We start from the raw sequence: 18,592 nt of genomic DNA, 5'->3' as shown, positions 1-18,592 counted from the left end.
CCGTAATTAATATCCCACCTAAACTATATTATACCTGCAGTGAATAACCGGCTTCCCCACTAAATAACAACATTCGCATGTGGGTCATAGCCTCACTGAATATATGTATTACCTTGATGGTTCGTCCCCATTTAGCAGAATATAGATCAGCAGCAAGGCTCCCCCACACACAATGGCAATATCGGCAACATTGAAAATCGGGAACCAACCCACACTTATAAAATCAACCACCGCGTTATAAAGTATGCGATCAATTACATTTCCCAGGGCTCCGCCAACGATTAGTGCCAGCGCATATTGAATCCTTTGGGCAGGATTATACTTATACATGAAGTACAACGCAAAAGTTATTACTAATGCCGCTGCAGCAACAAACAGCCCTGCTTTGCCCTGCATAATCCCAAAAGCCGCTCCTGGGTTGAAAATATACGTTATGCTTAATATACCATTTATGAGATCCCAACTGCTTCCTGGATTCATATGGCTCATAATCCACAATTTACTGGCTCGATCCAGTAATAATACCGTTATTGTCGTCAGCCAAAATCTCACCTTGCCACTCCTTCGCTTGTCAGGGCACAATCCCCGGTCAAATTAATCGTCAGTAGTAGGAGCAGAGTTGTTCAGTATAAAGAACTCACTGCGAAGAGCACCGTGCGGACAGCTTTTTATACAGTCGCCGCAACGTATACATTCAGGATCATTGGGCTTTTCAAAGGCAACCACATCCATCTTGCAGGTTTTTACGCAAGTCCCGCAACGGGTACACCGGTGTTCATCTATTTGATACCGGTACAGGCTAACGGGTGCAAACAGTGCATAAACGGCGCCCAGCGGACATATAACCCGGCAAAAAGGACGAAAAATCAGAATAGAAAACGTTACGGTCAAAACCAGCAAGACCATTTTCCAGACGAAAAGAAACCCCGCCGCCGATCGCAGCGAAGCATTGAAAAGCACCCAAGGTATACCGCCTTCCAGGGTACCTGCCGGGCAAATATATTTACAAAATGCTGGAGCTCCCATCCCAGCGGAATTCACCCACAATGCCGGCAGAATTAAAACAAATACAGCCAGGATGACATATTTTAAATATTTAAGATTAGCAGCCAAACCCTTTAAACGCATTTTAGGCGTAGGTATTTTATAAAAAAGTTCCTGAATCAAGCCAAAGGGACATAACCATCCGCAAACCAAACGTCCCATAATACTGCCTGTCAGGGTCAAAAATCCAATAATATAAAAGGAGACCGTGTAATTTATGCTGCCAATCACCGCCTGCAATGAACCGATTGGGCAAGAACCCAGTGCTCCCGGGCAAGAATAGCAGTTTAAGCCCGGAACACATACTTTCTTAAGATTACCCTGATAGATAGCCCCATCCCGAAAGCCCGGCCAATATCCGTTGCTGCCAATGGCAGCGATTATCTGCACCCATCTTCTGTTCAAACTAGCCAAGACCTATACACTCCAGACAGATATTTATGGCTTTGCTGAATACAATTCCTACCTCCCCGCGAAATATTCCCAAGGAGATTAACAGCCCGCTGCCAGCCAGCAAACCCACCGAAATACGCTGCCTTAGTTTGTTATCCATTAATCGTACTCCCCCGCTTATAGATTGCCTTCAATTAACTGGCGGAATTCTGCTTTACTCTTATATCCCATCAGCGGCTGCCCGATAATCTCACCTCTGTCATTAACCAAAATAGATGTTGGAACGGCAACGGTTAGTCTCACAAAATCATCCATGAACTTCTGGTTCGGAACAATGTTAGGGTAATTAACTCCGTATTTTTGGATGAAATAACGTGCATCTGCCTCATAGTGCATACCATCAGCAACGATACCCACCACATTAACCTTGCGATCCCCGATTTCCTGGTATAGTGCCTGTAACTCAGGCAACTCCTCAATGCAGCCACCTCAAGTAGTAGCCCATATGTTGATCAGGGTCAGCTTGTTGTCCTGAAAAATGTCGTTGTTTACTTCGTTGCCATTTAAATCCTGGCAGGTAAAAGCCGGGACTGCCGATAAGTCATTAAAAGATCTGACCTCATGGTCCTGCTTGGTAGAGCCACATCCTGCAGCTCCCAGAACCATCACCAGCAATGTAAGATATAAAATACTTCTTTTCATATAACATCCATCCATTCAATATTATCAAGGGAAATGAGCCAACTATTTTTTCCGAAAAATAATATTAAGCCGTAAAACTCATGTTTCATTTCTACCATGATCTAATCGTGACGTCAAGTAGTTCGGGCTGGACAGCCCCTTTTGAATTGCCTGTAAACTTGTGATTCATTATTATAGCGCATATAATAAAATAGCAGTTTAATTTTTGAGGTTATTGTTGTGAAAGAAGAATTAAAAGAACATATATCAAACTTAATAAAACAGGAACAGTGGAATGAAATCAGACAACAAGACTGGAGCGACTTTCTTATACCTGATGTGGCTGCGCTTTTAAACGATCTGAGCAAATCCGAAAGAGTAATGCTGTTTCGACTCTTGCCCCGTCCGGTAGCAGCAGACATCTTCTCCTATTTGGAAAAAGAAGATCGCAACTCTCTTTTAAAAGATTTAACCAATGAAGAAACCCGCTACCTTCTAAATAACCTGCGTCCTGATGATAGGACGGCATTGTTTGAAGAACTGCCCGGGCAGGTTACCCAGCGCCTGCTTAACCTGTTAGATCCCGAAGATTTAAAAGAAGCACGACTCCTTTTAGGATATCCCCGCGAAAGTGTCGGCCGACTAATGACTCCGGATTACGTTGCGGTAAGGCCGCATTGGAGGATTCAGGAAGCTATTAATCATATACGGCTCAAAGCCCGTAACAGTGAAACCCTGCATACTATTTATGTTACGGACAGATCCTGGAAACTCTTGGATTCACTGGAGTTGTCGCACTTTGTATTAGCAAACCCCGACGATACAGTGGAAACCATCATGGATTACTCCTTTATCAGCCTTAGTGCCTTCGATGACCGGGAAGTAGCAGTAAAAACCATGCAAAAATATGACGTCTTTGCCCTGCCGGTACTCGATTCAGGCGGAATACTCCTGGGGTTGGTTACTTTTGACGATGTAATGGACGTAGCCGAAGAAGAAGCTACCGAAGACTTTCACCGAACTGCAGCGGTAACACCATTGAAAACCAGCTACCTGGAATCAAGTGTAAAAGAATTGGTATCAAAAAGGATTGGCTGGTTAATTGCCCTAGTCTTTGTCAGCTTGCTTTCCTCGGGGGTAATCGCAATATATGAACAAACCTTGCAAACAGTTATAGTCCTTACTGTTTTTATCCCTCTGCTGCTAGGCAGCGGAGGCAATGCCGGAGCTCAAGCTTCCACCCTTATGGTACGCGCCATCGCCACCAGCGATGTTAATATTAAAGAATGGCTGAAAATATTCATTAAAGAGATTATGGTAGGGTTACTGCTGGGAATATGCATGGGGATTATAAGTGCTGTTTTTGGTTATGTGCGTGGAGGCGTTCAAATCGGTTTAATCGTGGGACTTACCATGTTAGCCGTCATCCTTGCCGCCAACCTGATCGGAGTTATGCTGCCCTTTATTCTAACCAAACTAGGTATCGACCCAGCCGTTGCCAGCAATCCTTTGATTACCTCGATGACTGATGTCATGGGCTTAATTATCTATTTTGCTATCGCCACAACCATATTAGGTGGTCTGTGAAAAAGTAGTCAGAACACGTTGATTTAAAGTGGTTTACACGATTTTGTTGCCCTATTTGGCAGCAAGTATTATATGGAGGGATAGAATATGTTAAATTTCAACTTTCAAGCGCCTACCCGGATCCTTTTTGGGCAGGGAGAAACAAATAAATTAGGCAAAGAAATACGAAAACACGGCAGCCGGGTGCTGTTGGTTTACGGCGGAGGCAGTATCAAAAAAAGCGGCCTCTATGACCAGGTAGTACAAATATTGGCCGACCACGCCATTACTTGTATTGAACTGTCCGGCGTACAGCCCAACCCTCGTATTGACAGTGTGCGCCAAGGTGTCACACTATGCCGTAAACACCAGCTTGATTTTGTACTGGCTGTGGGAGGCGGAAGCAGTCTAGACTGTGCCAAAGCTATAGCTGCCGGTGTCAAATACGAAGGAGATCCCTGGGATTTCTTTATAGGCAAAGCTTTTATCAAAGAAGCGTTGCCCATTGGCTCCATCCTCACCCTGGCAGCGACCGGATCTGAGATGAATCCTTTCACCGTCATCAGCAATCCGGAAACAGGAGAAAAACTGGGAACCGGCAGCACTCGCTTAAATCCCCGGTTTTCGATCCTGGATCCTGTCCATACCTTTTCAGTCTCAGCCGAACAGACAGCAGCCGGAACCGCAGATATCATGAGTCATGTATTCGAGCAGTATTTCAGTCCCACTCCAGGCACCTATATTCAAGACCGTATGGCGGAAGCCATGCTGAAAACATGTATCAAGTACGGCCCGCTGGCCATAGCTGAACCGGACAATTACGAAGCCAGATCCAACCTTATGTGGACAAGCAGCCTGGCATTAAACGGACTATTAAGCACCGGCAAAATAACCGACTGGGCCACCCATGATATAGAACATAAACTCTCGGCCCTTTATGATATCACCCATGGACTAGGTCTAGCCATTTTAACACCTTACTGGATGAAGCAGGTTCTGAATGAACAAACCGCGGCCAAAATGGCCACATATGCCAGAAATGTCTGGGACATTACGGAAACGGATGATATGCAGGCAGCCTTAGAGGGAATCGCCCAAACCGCTAATTTTTTCAGATCACTCGGCATACCCGCCACTTTCAAAGATATCGGTCTCAACACAGATCAACTCACAGAAATTGCAGCCGATGTAACCAGCAAAGGAAGCCTAGGCTCATTTAAAATACTCACCTACGAAGACGTTCTGAATATCCTGCAGTCAGCCTATTGGGGCACAGGGTTTTAGAAGGTAAAATATCGCACCCCACGCACGTGCGTGGGGTGCGACGGCGGTCTTATTATTTTACCCATTACACCACCTCCCGTTTCAATCCACGCACCCGCACGGGGTGCGACAATTAAGCCTTTTTGGCATCATCCTTGGTTAGATACGTTTCAATCCACGCACCCGCACGGGGTGCGACGATCAGCAGGAGGGGATAAAAAAACTCCTATCTATCGTTTCAATCCACGCACCCGCACGGGGTGCGACCAAATGCAAGCGCAATACTGGAAATGGAGCAACAAGTTTCAATCCACGCACCCGCACGGGGTGCGACAAACTTAAAAGTTATAACGTTGGCTAAAATAATAGTTTCAATCCACGCACCCGCACGGGGTGCAACGTTATACCGCCGGGGGCGCTAGAAAAATTACGGGGTTTCAATCCACGCACCCGCACGGGGTGCGACTATAAAAATTGGGACGAGGTAAAAGCCAAACTGACCGTTTCAATCCACGCACCCGCACGGGGTGCGACGAAAGCCAGGCGAAATACTGGCAGGATTACAATACGTTTCAATCCACGCACCCGCACGGGGTGCGACGCTAACGCAAGAATTACGAACACTAGATACCCTTGTTTCAATCCACGCACCCGCACGGGGTGCGACGATTTACGACATACCACTCGCAGAGGAACTACAGGTTTCAATCCACGCACCCGCACGGGGTGCGACAAATCAGCTGCGTATACCGTCGGTACCGGTTCGGGTTTCAATCCACGCACCCGCACGGGGTGCGACCCCGCAAAGAAGGTCAAAATCGGCGGCGGCACAACCGTTTCAATCCACGCACCCGCACGGGGTGCGACAAGATCAAGGCGTTCCTCAAAGAGAGGCTCCACCTTGTTTCAATCCACGCACCCGCACGGGGTGCGACTATTTCTACCGCTTGCGGCCAGATCGGGGAACTGAGTTTCAATCCACGCACCCGCACGGGGTGCGACCAGGTAAGGCAGCGCTTAACGGTGCTTGATTGTTTAGGTTTCAATCCACGCACCCGCACGGGGTGCGACCACTGGTTCCCCAGAATGTGCGAATACGGATTTACTGTTTCAATCCACGCACCCGCACGGGGTGCGACTTGATTGAAGTCCAAAAAAAACAGTGTGGTTAAAAGTTTCAATCCACGCACCCGCACGGGGTGCGACATTCCCTTAACATGATTGATGACCACTATAACCAAGTTTCAATCCACGCACCCGCACGGGGTGCGACGGAAGGGGGAGCATACTATGCCGCGTCACATGCTAGTTTCAATCCACGCACCCGCACGGGGTGCGACGGGGTGGGATATGATACTACAAACGCATGTTCTTTGTTTCAATCCACGCACCCGCACGGGGTGCGACGTTATGAGTACAAGTCATGTGGTTACCATCTAACCGTTTCAATCCACGCACCCGCACGGGGTGCGACATCTGCACTTCGTTGATGACTACTTTGTGCAAAGGGGTTTCAATCCACGCACCCGCACGGGGTGCGACGTTTCTTCTGCCATGCTATTCAGTCTCCTTTACTGGTTTCAATCCACGCACCCGCACGGGGTGCGACAGGGTACAAAAAGGTAATAAAGAAATACCCTGTTAGTTTCAATCCACGCACCCGCACGGGGTGCGACAAAATGGCTGGAAAACAAAAGCAGGCACTGACGTAGTTTCAATCCACGCACCCGCACGGGGTGCGACTGGGTGGGGCGCTATCATTTTAATTCCTTCAAAAAAGTTTCAATCCACGCACCCGCACGGGGTGCGACATAAAACAGTGTTTTATTCTGATAAAATTTTGCTGTTTCAATCCACGCACCCGCACGGGGTGCGACGCTAGCTTACTGTTCTTGCCACGCCTCCCACGCAAGTTTCAATCCACGCACCCGCACGGGGTGCGACGCGGCTATCTGGATTAACTGCTCATTGGTGATTTTGTTTCAATCCACGCACCCGCACGGGGTGCGACCTATCAGCCCGCCGATCACACCGACGGACTGATGGGTTTCAATCCACGCACCCGCACGGGGTGCGACCTATAGTATTTGATGACTTTGTATAAGGAGGATGAGTTTCAATCCACGCACCCGCACGGGGTGCGACGGTTGCATACTTGGCAAGCGTCTTTATACCCGCTTGTTTCAATCCACGCACCCGCACGGGGTGCGACTTCGCCGCGCGGTTTGCGCTCAGTGCGACCCTCAGTTTCAATCCACGCACCCGCACGGGGTGCGACGAGCTACAAGCCAGCACAAGCAGCGGGAGGCAAGCTGTTTCAATCCACGCACCCGCACGGGGTGCGACAACGGCTCCCGTTTATGGAACAAGACGAGATTCGGGTTTCAATCCACGCACCCGCACGGGGTGCGACTTCGCCCTTGGTCTGTCCTTTCGACACTGATTGTCGTTTCAATCCACGCACCCGCACGGGGTGCGACTTTACTATCTTTTTTCATTATTTCTTAAGACGCAGTTTCAATCCACGCACCCGCACGGGGTGCGACGGCCGGCTCTTTCTTCGTCCTTTTCATCCCTTAAATAGTTTCAATCCACGCACCCGCACGGGGTGCGACGATATTATCGCTTTTTCTACCACGCTATCCATGCGTTTCAATCCACGCACCCGCACGGGGTGCGACGATACCTCATCCCCCGGTGTACCCGGAGGAAACTGTTTCAATCCACGCACCCGCACGGGGTGCGACCACATTTTGGCCGAAAGCCTGCAACGTGTTTTACAAGTTTCAATCCACGCACCCGCACGGGGTGCGACGGCTGTATCCAAGCCACGGTCAGCAAGGCATACAGGTTTCAATCCACGCACCCGCACGGGGTGCGACCCCGCCGAAAGGTGGCTGGTGCAAGTCCAGCGGGGAGTTTCAATCCACGCACCCGCACGGGGTGCGACGAGGGAGAAGGGGCAGGCATTTATCGAAGGACCTATGTTTCAATCCACGCACCCGCACGGGGTGCGACTGCGATACCTCATCCCCCGGTGTACCCGGAGGAAACTGTTTCAATCCACGCACCCGCACGGGGTGCGACCCGATACTTACGGTTTACGGGTATGCAGTTTTTCAAGTTTCAATCCACGCACCCGCACGGGGTGCGACGTATAGAGACTACGGGTTTAGGCTAAGCCCAGAGTTTCAATCCACGCACCCGCACGGGGTGCGACCCTTTTTCACCTTTTCCACCTGCCTTTATACACAGTTTCAATCCACGCACCCGCACGGGGTGCGACAGCCAGTCAAAACGCTTTAATGCTTTAACACGCTGTTTCAATCCACGCACCCGCACGGGGTGCGACTGGAAGGGAGCGAGGACTAATGCGCGATATAACCGGTTTCAATCCACGCACCCGCACGGGGTGCGACCTCTATCAGCCCGCCGATCTTGCGGTGGACTGAGGGGTTTCAATCCACGCACCCGCACGGGGTGCGACCCATAACCACGCGGGTTACAGGCTTTTGTCGAAAGTTTCAATCCACGCACCCGCACGGGGTGCGACCATCTCAATTCCTCCCTTTCCTGCCCCGCTCCCTGTTTCAATCCACGCACCCGCACGGGGTGCGACTAATAACTCCTTTACTCCCATCCTCAACTTCTTCGTTTCAATCCACGCACCCGCACGGGGTGCGACATTTATTAGACTCGTATCAACATGGAATAGATTCAGTTTCAATCCACGCACCCGCACGGGGTGCGACGTTATTGTTATTGGTTTTTTAATAGCACTCTGTAGTTTCAATCCACGCACCCGCACGGGGTGCGACCCCCTGGTCAGCATTACATCCCATCCAGCGTCCTGAAGTTTCAATCCACGCACCCGCACGGGGTGCGACATCAAGCTATTAACAACAGCGATAAATACACACAAACTGTTTCAATCCACGCACCCGCACGGGGTGCGACAAAGTTCTGTTATTCATTTTTGACAGATAATCACGTTTCAATCCACGCACCCGCACGGGGTGCGACAAGGAAGGGGTAATAAGATGTTAATGACAGATAAGTTTCAATCCACGCACCCGCACGGGGTGCGACCAAAGATTAACTATTTTTCCAACTGCCAAACTATAGTTTCAATCCACGCACCCGCACGGGGTGCGACAAGGCATTCCGTCTTCAATTGTCATTCTTGACAACCGTTTCAATCCACGCACCCGCACGGGGTGCGACTTTAAGTGTATGTATAGCTGCAAGACATCCAGCAATTGTTTCAATCCACGCACCCGCACGGGGTGCGACCAGTTGGAACTCGCCTGCATGGGTGGAGGACATGGTTTCAATCCACGCACCCGCACGGGGTGCGACGATGCAACCGATATTGATTTAGATGCTTTAGAAACCGTTTCAATCCACGCACCCGCACGGGGTGCGACCGTTTATGCAGGCGTGCAGGTAACATGGATCGCTGTTTCAATCCACGCACCCGCACGGGGTGCGACAAGACGTGGATGAGGCGACACTGTTCCAACTACTCAGTTTCAATCCACGCACCCGCACGGGGTGCGACCAGTAACCAATGATCCCATATTCATCCTTCATTTTCTGTTTCAATCCACGCACCCGCACGGGGTGCGACTTGGCTATGTCGAGTGCGACACAGCCTTCTTGGATGTTTCAATCCACGCACCCGCACGGGGTGCGACTGCCAAGGCCCCACACTATCGATTGGTTCATCTTTTGGTTTCAATCCACGCACCCGCACGGGGTGCGACCTAATTACCAGGTAGAGCTTTATACGAAGCACAAAGTTTCAATCCACGCACCCGCACGGGGTGCGACCATTCTTTACCTTCAAGTTCTTCATGGTCACATGGTTTCAATCCACGCACCCGCACGGGGTGCGACAGGGAGGAAAAAGAACAATGGCAAAACTTTTAAGTGTTTCAATCCACGCACCCGCACGGGGTGCGACAGTACAACCCGCATGATCAGGCTTTGAGAGCCCGGGTTTCAATCCACGCACCCGCACGGGGTGCGACCGCAACCTGTGGTTCTGTTTCTTGAACTTTTTGGGCCGTTTCAATCCACGCACCCGCACGGGGTGCGACTTCTTTTTGGCTGTTACAATATCAGCAATTTTTTGTTTCAATCCACGCACCCGCACGGGGTGCGACTCTTTGGGAAGCTGAATTAAATAGATCAGCTTCCTGTTTCAATCCACGCACCCGCACGGGGTGCGACGCGGCTGAGTTGGTGACCCGTAAGGCCACATAATTGTTTCAATCCACGCACCCGCACGGGGTGCGACTAACAATTGCATTACTTTCTTCATACACTTTTAAGTTTCAATCCACGCACCCGCACGGGGTGCGACACTAACTTTTCTAACTCCGATATAATAATGTTTTTTAGCATTATATCCGCGGCAGAACTTTTTCTCCTAGATTTTAACCTCCAGCAAATTATAAAATATTAATTATCTCCCGAAAATTAGCTATCGCGAACTGCCCAGCATTTTTCCAATCGCTTCCGGTTCGCGCTAAAGTACCATGGTGCCTTCCGGATCATAGGTTTCTTTTGCTCCCACATGCTCCACCCTTCTTTTCCAGTTAGCCCCGAGCATATAGTACCTTAAGCTATCTTTATCTGTATCAATTATTGATTCCAATTCATTCTTTAGTAAAACAAATTGAGCTGGTTCTAATAAACATTCGAAAACTGAATTTTGCACCCTTTGTCCGTAATCAACGCACTTTTTGGCTACCCTTCGCAAACGTTTCTGCCCTTCTTTGTCAGTAGTATTAACATCATAAGTAATTAGTACCATCATGATTACTCACCTCTACTTCCAAATGAACGCCGGATAAGCATCCAAATCTCCCCGCAAAAAACGCGCCAGCAATAGTGCCTGGGTATATGGCAATAATCCTATTGGAATCTTTTCTCCTAAATACGGATGGATAATCTCCTCTTGTTTACGCTTTTGCCAGGCCGTAAGAAGCATTTTCCTGGTATCAGGCAGAACATATACTGCTCCATTCTCTTTGGTGACAAAATCGTCCTTACTAATCTGTTTACGATTGATAAGCGAAAGAACCATCCTGTCCCCGAGATAAGGACGAAGCTCTTCCATTAAATCCAATGCCAGACTAGGACGACCTGGTCTATCTCTATGCAAAAATCCCGCCGCCGGATCTAGACCAACGCTTTCCAGAGCCGATCTACATTCGTGGACTAATAGTGTATAGAAAAAAGATAATAATGCGTTTACATTGTCCAACGGCGGCCTTCTGCTCCTGGTGTTCATAAAAAAGTCCTGTTTTTGCTCCAGAATCAAATTATCCAGTTCTGAAAAATACCTTTGGGCGGCATCTCCTTCTAACCCGCGTATATCATCTAAGCTTTTACTAGCAAATACTTTTTTAACTGAACCAGCCAACAAGACTATGCTTCGTTCAATATTATCTCCCACTTTATCGGGATGATCTCGACGTCCCCTTTGCAGGACGGCTCTGCTGTTCATAATTTTTGCTGCAATAAAATATTTTGATAATAACGGAACATTATTTTCCTCGTCAGCCATGCGATATTGTTTGCGTCGTAGTAGTACATTTCCAGTCTGTGCCCCTTCAACCCTAGCTAAAAACCTGCCATTGGGAGTAAAAAAGCTAACTGTTATTCCCTTTTCGGCACAAAGGCCTAATAATGACGGACTAGCCCCCGGATAACCAAAATATACAATCGCTTCAATGTTATGTGAAGGTACGCGGAACAATGTCTCTTCCTCCAAACGAATAAGGATATTTTCCCCTTCACGGGCCAGATAGGAATCGGGCGTTGTTACATAGAGCGTATTTAATAAACGCCTCAATCACCTCACCTCTTAACTTAATATTATTTATAATTCCTTTAGGACTTCGTTCCAATATCCTTGTACACTGGTTTTAAGTCTTATTCTTGGCATACATATGTTTATCATGGAGCAGCTTTTGCAAACGCTCAGCTTCATATCTGGTTTTGGGGTTATTCCTTCTTCATGGAGTTTATGCATATGTTGCGACAGTTCTATAACTTCGTCTCTTAGTTCGGTATCAAGTTTCACCGTTTCCCGCCTGCGGGTTTCTCCGTAATACAGGTCTGCCTCTTCGATGTGGCAGTTTAACATCTCTTCCAGGCACATGGCCTGGGCGCATAATTGGATGCGGTCATAATCACCTTGTTTGGATTTTCCTCTTTTGTATTCAACCGGGCGCGGCAGATATAATCCAGTCCGGTTAGGAAGTGAAATTCCTACCCCGCCCTGCTGTTCTACAAACTCTACTACATCGGCAACACCATATAATCCTAAACTCAGTGATTGCAGTGTCATTCCCCGAACAACTACTGCTCCTGGTTTATAGGTCTTATATTCCGGATCATGCACCCTTCCATGCAATACTCGCCCCTCAGCAGTTCTGAGGTTCTCGTCCCACTGCTGCTCGATGTGAATCAACGCCCATTGCCTTTCGCAAAAGGCTATATGTTGCAAGCCGGAAATGGCTAGAAGCTGATCTTCCTGGTAATTCTTAGAGTAATTCAAGTACTTCAACACCTTCAGGGATCTCGTCTTTGGCGATTGAAATCTCATAGTCACTGAAATCCCGAGTCGGTTTATTTTCATTTAGTTTCTTTATCGAAATGGTATCAAACAGTTTCTGAACCGATGCATTTCCCATTTTTGAAGCATGCTTAAATACAATAAGCTTTCTTGTTCCCATCAATCCCCGAGCAGCAGAACGATCGTGTTCAAACATATTTAATAGAGCATCCCAAAAAAGCTCCAAATCTTCTACTGAAAAGCCGGTCTGATTTGCCAGCGGTGCTGAAATAAAGCCATGGGCACGATATAGTCCGTAGGGAACGGTAAATTTGCGCCCCATGGTGCGATTATCGCCACCTTGTTTTTCGGCTTCAGCTTCAGTTGCAACTGCCATCCGGGTAATGCTGTGTTCCAGGGCGACAACTGGATCTACTGAGCGTGCAAAGGTTAACTGAACCGGACCCCGAACCTGCCCAGCATTAGGTCCACTTGATAGTACGGCTCCGAATGTTCTTATATCATAAAAATTATGACACATAAATTCCTTTGCTCTATCAATTTCCTTGCCCTGACCCTTCCCCGGCTTGATCCTTTTCCTACCATCCGACTCATCGGATGGCGACTCATTCAAATCAATGTCCAGACTGATATAAGCCTGCTCTATGAGGTTATTTAATATCGCCTTTTCTTTAATAAAAATGGCGTAGGGAGGATTTTCTTCATTTTTCAAAGCGACATAGTTTCTAACTTTTCTTTTCAAGCACACATCGGTTACCAATCCATGACCAGTTTCAGCATCTATACGTGGTAAGTTGCCGGCATCCGGATCTCCATTGGGATTGCCGTCTTTTATATCGAAAAAAAGCACGAAATCATAACGATTTAAAACATTCTCACTCATTTTTCCACTCTTCCTTTCTAAATTTAGTTGTTTTCGAAATTATTATCTGAATCAGTTTTCTGCGAGGTAAAAAACGATTGCCGTTGATGATAGTAACCAATGGCAAAACGCCCTTGTTCATGTAAGTCCAGATGGGCTGGGAAATCTGTAAGACGGCTCATAATTTCACCCAGGAGGCGTTCAAAGTTTACCACTCTGCCCTTATTCTCCAACTTGGCCAGGTGGTGATTTTTTAATCGCAGGAGATTGGTAAATACCGTTACCGGTGTGGCACAAGCAGCACCGTAAAAACGTTCTCTAATGGTAGCATTTATACCCGGGTTGGCTTCTTCTTGAATCTTTTCCAGGGTAGCAAATAATCTCCCCAGTTGGTAGCCGACAGATGGTTGTTTAGTATCCAATTCTATATTAACCTCCTTATGATTTTGATTAGGATAAAATTGATAATATCGGTTCAGATAAGCTTTTAGTAAAGCTGCCCGCACAGGTTTTACTCTATATTTAGTATCACTGTGAATTCTTCTAAGACAGGCTTGCAGTACTGTAGCAGGATAAGGTGTTCCCTCCAGGATAGAACGCATAAAGTCACCGGCTAGATTAGGAGGTATATTCTCACTCTTATCCTGGGTGGCAATATTGACTAAAATACGCCAAAGGGAATAGTATTCCGGTTCATTGGGTGGTTTAATAATTTTGAAGTCATTAAAATATTGGGCAATTCGTAATGCGAATTCGGAAATGGTTCCTACTTGCCAAAAACGGATAGAAATTCTGGCTGCATTGGGCGCAAGCCCCAGAATATAGAACCGGTTATCCCCGTCATCTTCTATGTAGGTCCCAGTGTTTACGGAATTAAACAGGGCTTTTACTTTTTGGGTTCCTGCATCGGGATTATCTTTTTCCGGTTCCTTGAAAAAGAATGAAAAGTCGGATTCAAAGGATGAGCGTTTTTCTGACCAGAAAATAGTAGCGGTATTGCCAATTGACATACGTTGATTTTTTGACTTTAGCAAAGTATTTAGTGCAGTAACATAAGCAAATTCGGTTGATCGTACGATCGGTGCATTATAACCTTGTTCTTTTCCGTATGAATCGTATCCACTATTTCTTTGGAATCCTACTAGGCATTTGGTGTCTTTATCGATTGGGGTTCTACCATGAGTACGGGCAATAACTCCACTTTCACCTGTTACCAAACATATTCCTGTTTTACTATCCTCCGCGTTATTTTCGTTGTTTTCTTTACCGACTATATAGTTTGGGTTGTTACGAACAAATTCTTTCACTTTTGTTCTACATGGTACTGGAATATCTGATTCCAACCGAAAAGACATATTACATTGAGTAGATTTTAAGCACTCCTGGATTTGTGGTGAGTTGACTGCCTTAATAACCTCATTGTTTTCATAAAATCTAATTACTGCTTTAACTCCTATATCATCAAGTAACTCTGATGGGAGTTTTTTCAAAGAGTTTATCCAGGTTTGATGTTGTTTGCTTGATTTACTATCGTCTTTTGGTAAACCAAGCAAATACCCGATATGATCCCATAATAAAAATGTTGTCTCATAGCTCTTAATACCGGTTCTCACTTTTGACCTTGGTAGTAGAAAAGATTTTGCAGTCATTCTATTCCCTATCTTTTCCCTAGTATCTTCAATATTAATAAACTCGCCATTTTTATTAATAACAATTAAAAACTGCAATTCTATCTTTTCAAAACCTTCTGGAGCTATTTTACTATCAGGATCTGCTACCTTGCGATCATAATACTCTGTTAACGCCTGAAGTATCATCCTCTTACCTCCACCTCCCGACGGTCGGTATTAATTACCCCGTTCTCCATTTGAGCACGGAAAAATAATGGCGGCGGATTGTTTATATCCTGCTCAAAATCCATATCATACAGCATGTAACCCAAATCCCTGGTCTCATTAATCGACTCGACTGGTTCTTTCAGGGGATCAACCAACCTGAAATCACAGGCGAATTCCCGACACCCTAGATAAGGCCGGTGGAAGCATTGACCCTTTTTGGCCCGCCGTTCAAACATGGCGGCATATTTTGCTTCCGTTTCATCCATTTTAAATATTCCGGCTTGTTCCTGCTCGTCCGCCCATAATTCGGGTAAAGCCGAACGGTTTGCCTTTCTTTGCTCAGGCGGAATAAAATCAAAATAGCCATGAATGCGATACCTGACATCCCGTAAAAATAGCCCGGCACGTTGCTGACGTTCATCTTCAATAAAAATACCCATGGGGGCTCCGAGTACACCTGCCATTTGTTTAGCTGTAGGTGCTGGTACTGTCTTTCCAACTTCATTGCGCCGGACAGAAATCCATTTAATTGGATTAAGAACTTCTATCTTGACCACATTCCAGCGAATAGCAGGTTTCCATAGAATAGCCTCAAAAATTGCCCGTGCTGCCGAGGGGGTCATGACATCATAGCTTACCCGTTCCACTTTCATTTCCGGGCGGGTAAAACATGCATATTCTCCCCACACTTCCAAACACCAATTATGCAAGTTTCATCTGCTCCTTTCTTAAATAATGCATTTTTCAGGATCAAATGATGGTTCCACCATAAGACCGATTTCCTCCGAATATTCAGCATCAGATAGCAGTGCAAAAATACCCGGACTGGGTTCGGATAGTGAGCCTCTTTTTAAAAGCTGGTTAAACTCATTGTTATAAATATTGACGGTATACCTTTGCAGTTTTCGCATCAACCCGCGGTCGGGGCCAGAAAATTTTAACTGGTTAATTAATTTTTCGCCCTCATAGTATGGAACTAGAATCGATTTCTGCAATGTTTCATCGATTATGCGAAACCTTCCTGCAGCAGTGCGAAAACAGATACTACATTCTCGTAAATCATTTTGATAAGGGTCTAGCAAATTTACAATGTTTTTTGCATCCAGTGAATTGACTTTCCAATACAATTCGGAAAAATATTTTTCATACATCTCATGTTGCAAAGGGTCTTCATAATTTTTTATAACAATGTTTGCGGTTGTTTCCGCTGCCTTTCGCAGTATACCCATGGGTGCTTTCCGAGGAGCAATGAAAACAATTACCTTGCCAAGATTGGGTAAATTACCTTCCCGGTTGCAACGCCCGGCCGCCTGGGCAATAGAATCTAAACCTGCAAAAGCGCGATAAACCACCGGAAAATCAAAATCAACACCGGCTTCCACCAGCTGAGTACTGATAACGCGAACTGGTTCATTATTTTGCAATTTTTTCTTGATGGATTTAATCATCTGACTGCGGTGCTGCCCACACATTAAAGCTGACAGATGAAATGTCCCTTTAGGCATCAAGCTATGTAGTTCACGGCAGCTTTTACGGTCGGAAACAATGCATAATACCTGTTCATATTGTTGTAACTGATTCGCGATTTCTTCCCAGCTGGCAGTTGTATAAGTATCAGTGGGAAATTGGATATGATTTCTTTTTAGCGATTGGTATAGCAAGTCTACATCTTTATCGTCACCCATAATTTCCCTCACATTTTTTAAACCAGGAAAGAGTATACCTCCTACAATTCGCTCTTTGAAAGCTGGTTGGGTTGCAGTAGATATTACAAAACTAACTTTATAATGATCCACTAGCAGTTGCATGGTTTCTAAAATAGGGATTAAGAAGTCTGAAGGCACTAATTGGGCTTCATCTAAAACTACAACTGACCTGGTGATATTATGTAGCTTGCGGCAACGACTCGATTTGGCGGCAAATAGAGATTCGAAAAACTGCACTGATGTAGTTACAATAATAGGAGCGTCCCAGTTCTCACAAGCCAACCTGGACTTCGGGGTAGAATCATTTTCCTCCAGATTGGAATGATGTTCCACCACCTGATCGGCACCAACAGCATCCCGAAATACATCAGCATTTTGTTCAATAATGCTGGTATAGGGAATTACATAGATAATGCGGTCTAATTCATGTTTAATAGCGTGTTCTAAAGCAAACGCCAGGCTGGATAAAGTCTTACCTCCACCAGTGGGGACTGAAAGGGTAAAAACTCCTTGATCTTCACTTGCCATCTGTATGCATTTTCTTCTTATTTCTCTTCGGATTGCATTTACTCTTGTATCTTCAGATGATTCGTCCAATTTTTTAATGTATTCATTAAACCGAACCAGCAGTTCCTGTAGAGAACAATAAGCACCCCGATTATCCGCTTTTTCCTGGTTCATATATGACTCAGTGTCCAGAAAATCAGCATCAACCAAACAGGAATACAACATTCTTATCCACAAGGATAAATCTAACCCCTCGGAAAATTTCCAGGGAGGAATCGTGGGCTGGGCTGAACCTATAATATCGATAATTGATTGGTCTATATCTTCAAACTGTTTTACCTGCATCTCCTGAAACTGAAGCGACGACTGCCCTGCTCCTTCAGCACTGGACCAATCAGGTAAGCCTGCATGATGCCCGGCAATACAGTAAGCCAGTAATCTGCCCACTTGTTTTCCGTAAAGTTGTTCAACCAATTTTGCCCCATAAATGGCATGGGGTACTTTTCCAGGCTTACCCTCTAAATGTGCTTCTTCATCATAACTACTTTTGATTTTCAAATACCTCTGCCATTCCTCTCTCCCTTTACCAGCATCATGAGCCAATCCAGCTGCTTTCCCCCAAACATCAGATTGAAATTTGCCAGCACTAAATTCTGCTCTTTTTGCCGTATTGTTCAGGTGTTCTAATAATCCATGCGGCTTAGCCCAGGTACCGTCCTCATTTTTACGAACATGAGCGATTATTTTTTCCCTCATAATTAATCCCCCCTTTCTATCAGAATTTTTTTGCAAGCATACTATAAAAATGTCATATAAAAAGTATATAAGTATCAGGAATCTTTACATCCATTTGCCGTTTAGATATTTTTAAACATAAACGGCAACAGTTAGATGCTGGCATACATCTTATTACAAAATATCTCTTCGTTATTTTTCCTTTTTTTCCTTCTTATACTTTAACCACATCCTAGTGACACGAGTCTGTCATTTGGTATTTTTTTTATTCCTTTCTTTAATAATTGCATTTTTATAGCCAACACCCTTTTTTTGGCAGACATTGCTGAAGCCAAAGCTGCTTGACCTGCTGCGTTTTATTTCCTCTAAATCCTTTTTTGAAATGCCCGCCCCCCTTCCTTCCCCC

General features: G+C 46.0%; 14 protein-coding genes and 1 CRISPR repeat array. Of the genes, 2 read left to right on the top strand and 12 right to left on the bottom strand.

The window, feature by feature from the left end; translation table 11 throughout:
- Positions 1-108: 108 nt before the first annotated feature.
- The 5 genes from lspA to AAV90_RS08680 are packed head-to-tail and all read right to left on the bottom strand — an operon-like array spanning position 109 to position 2,139.
- Positions 109-552, bottom strand: a complete 444-nt coding sequence (lspA, locus tag AAV90_RS08700; RefSeq protein ID WP_052729693.1) for a signal peptidase II — start codon at positions 550-552, stop codon at positions 109-111.
- Positions 553-594: 42 nt separating this feature from the next.
- Positions 595-1,458, bottom strand: a complete 864-nt coding sequence (locus AAV90_RS08695; RefSeq protein WP_242847518.1) for a 4Fe-4S binding protein — start codon at positions 1,456-1,458, stop codon at positions 595-597.
- A complete protein-coding gene (locus AAV90_RS08690; protein ID WP_046497869.1) occupies positions 1,451-1,597 on the bottom strand; it encodes a CD1871A family CXXC motif-containing protein in 147 nt (48 codons plus the stop codon). The genes AAV90_RS08695 and AAV90_RS08690 overlap by 8 nt, the downstream gene beginning before the upstream one ends.
- Positions 1,598-1,614: 17 nt before the next feature.
- On the bottom strand, positions 1,615-1,917 hold the full coding sequence (locus tag AAV90_RS08685) for a redoxin domain-containing protein (RefSeq protein ID WP_084691526.1): 303 nt from the start codon (positions 1,915-1,917) through the stop codon (positions 1,615-1,617).
- 9 nt (positions 1,918-1,926) lie between these two features.
- Entirely contained in the window at positions 1,927-2,139 is a 213-nt protein-coding gene (locus tag AAV90_RS08680) for a hypothetical protein (protein WP_046497864.1), read from the bottom strand.
- Positions 2,140-2,358: 219 nt separating this feature from the next.
- Between AAV90_RS08680 and mgtE the strand changes: the two genes are divergently transcribed.
- Positions 2,359-3,705, top strand: coding sequence for a magnesium transporter (gene mgtE, locus AAV90_RS08675; RefSeq protein WP_076982630.1), 1,347 nt, complete (start codon positions 2,359-2,361; stop codon positions 3,703-3,705).
- Positions 3,706-3,792: 87 nt separating this feature from the next.
- Positions 3,793-4,968, top strand: coding sequence for an iron-containing alcohol dehydrogenase (locus tag AAV90_RS08670; RefSeq protein WP_046497858.1), 1,176 nt, complete (start codon positions 3,793-3,795; stop codon positions 4,966-4,968).
- Between the two features lie 78 nt (positions 4,969-5,046).
- Positions 5,047-10,315: a CRISPR direct-repeat array (repeat unit 32 nt; unit sequence GTTTCAATCCACGCACCCGCACGGGGTGCGAC).
- Between the two features lie 165 nt (positions 10,316-10,480).
- Here the strand turns inward: AAV90_RS08670 and cas2 are convergent.
- The 7 genes from cas2 to AAV90_RS08635 are packed head-to-tail and all read right to left on the bottom strand — an operon-like array spanning position 10,481 to position 18,207.
- Positions 10,481-10,771: a CRISPR-associated endonuclease Cas2 gene (cas2, locus tag AAV90_RS08665; RefSeq protein WP_046497854.1), complete on the bottom strand. Its 291-nt coding sequence runs from the start codon at positions 10,769-10,771 to the stop codon at positions 10,481-10,483.
- A 12-nt stretch (positions 10,772-10,783) separates the two neighbouring features.
- A complete protein-coding gene (gene cas1c, locus AAV90_RS08660) occupies positions 10,784-11,812 on the bottom strand; it encodes a type I-C CRISPR-associated endonuclease Cas1c (RefSeq protein WP_046497852.1) in 1,029 nt (342 codons plus the stop codon).
- Between the two features lie 27 nt (positions 11,813-11,839).
- The gene (cas4, locus tag AAV90_RS08655; protein WP_046497849.1) at positions 11,840-12,520 is read right to left on the bottom strand and encodes a CRISPR-associated protein Cas4; all 681 of its coding nucleotides are present in this window, start codon (positions 12,518-12,520) and stop codon (positions 11,840-11,842) included.
- Complete coding sequence (gene cas7c, locus AAV90_RS08650) at positions 12,507-13,421, bottom strand: type I-C CRISPR-associated protein Cas7/Csd2 (RefSeq protein ID WP_046497845.1); 915 nt, start codon at positions 13,419-13,421, stop codon at positions 12,507-12,509. The genes cas4 and cas7c overlap by 14 nt, the downstream gene beginning before the upstream one ends.
- A gap of 23 nt (positions 13,422-13,444) precedes the next feature.
- Positions 13,445-15,217: a type I-C CRISPR-associated protein Cas8c/Csd1 gene (gene cas8c / locus AAV90_RS08645; protein ID WP_046497843.1), complete on the bottom strand. Its 1,773-nt coding sequence runs from the start codon at positions 15,215-15,217 to the stop codon at positions 13,445-13,447.
- Positions 15,214-15,948: a type I-C CRISPR-associated protein Cas5c gene (gene cas5c, locus AAV90_RS08640; protein WP_046497840.1), complete on the bottom strand. Its 735-nt coding sequence runs from the start codon at positions 15,946-15,948 to the stop codon at positions 15,214-15,216. Before cas5c ends, cas8c begins: the two co-directional genes overlap by 4 nt.
- An 18-nt stretch (positions 15,949-15,966) precedes the next feature.
- Positions 15,967-18,207 (bottom strand): CRISPR-associated endonuclease Cas3'', encoded by a 2,241-nt coding sequence (locus tag AAV90_RS08635; RefSeq protein WP_046497836.1) that lies wholly within the window; start codon positions 18,205-18,207, stop codon positions 15,967-15,969.
- Positions 18,208-18,592: the final 385 nt, after the last annotated feature.

Source organism: Syntrophomonas zehnderi OL-4 (assembly GCF_000983115.1).
In the GTDB taxonomy this organism is placed as follows: Bacteria; Bacillota; Syntrophomonadia; order Syntrophomonadales; family Syntrophomonadaceae; genus Syntrophomonas_B; species Syntrophomonas_B zehnderi.
This window is presented reverse-complemented; position numbering and strand designations above follow the sequence as displayed.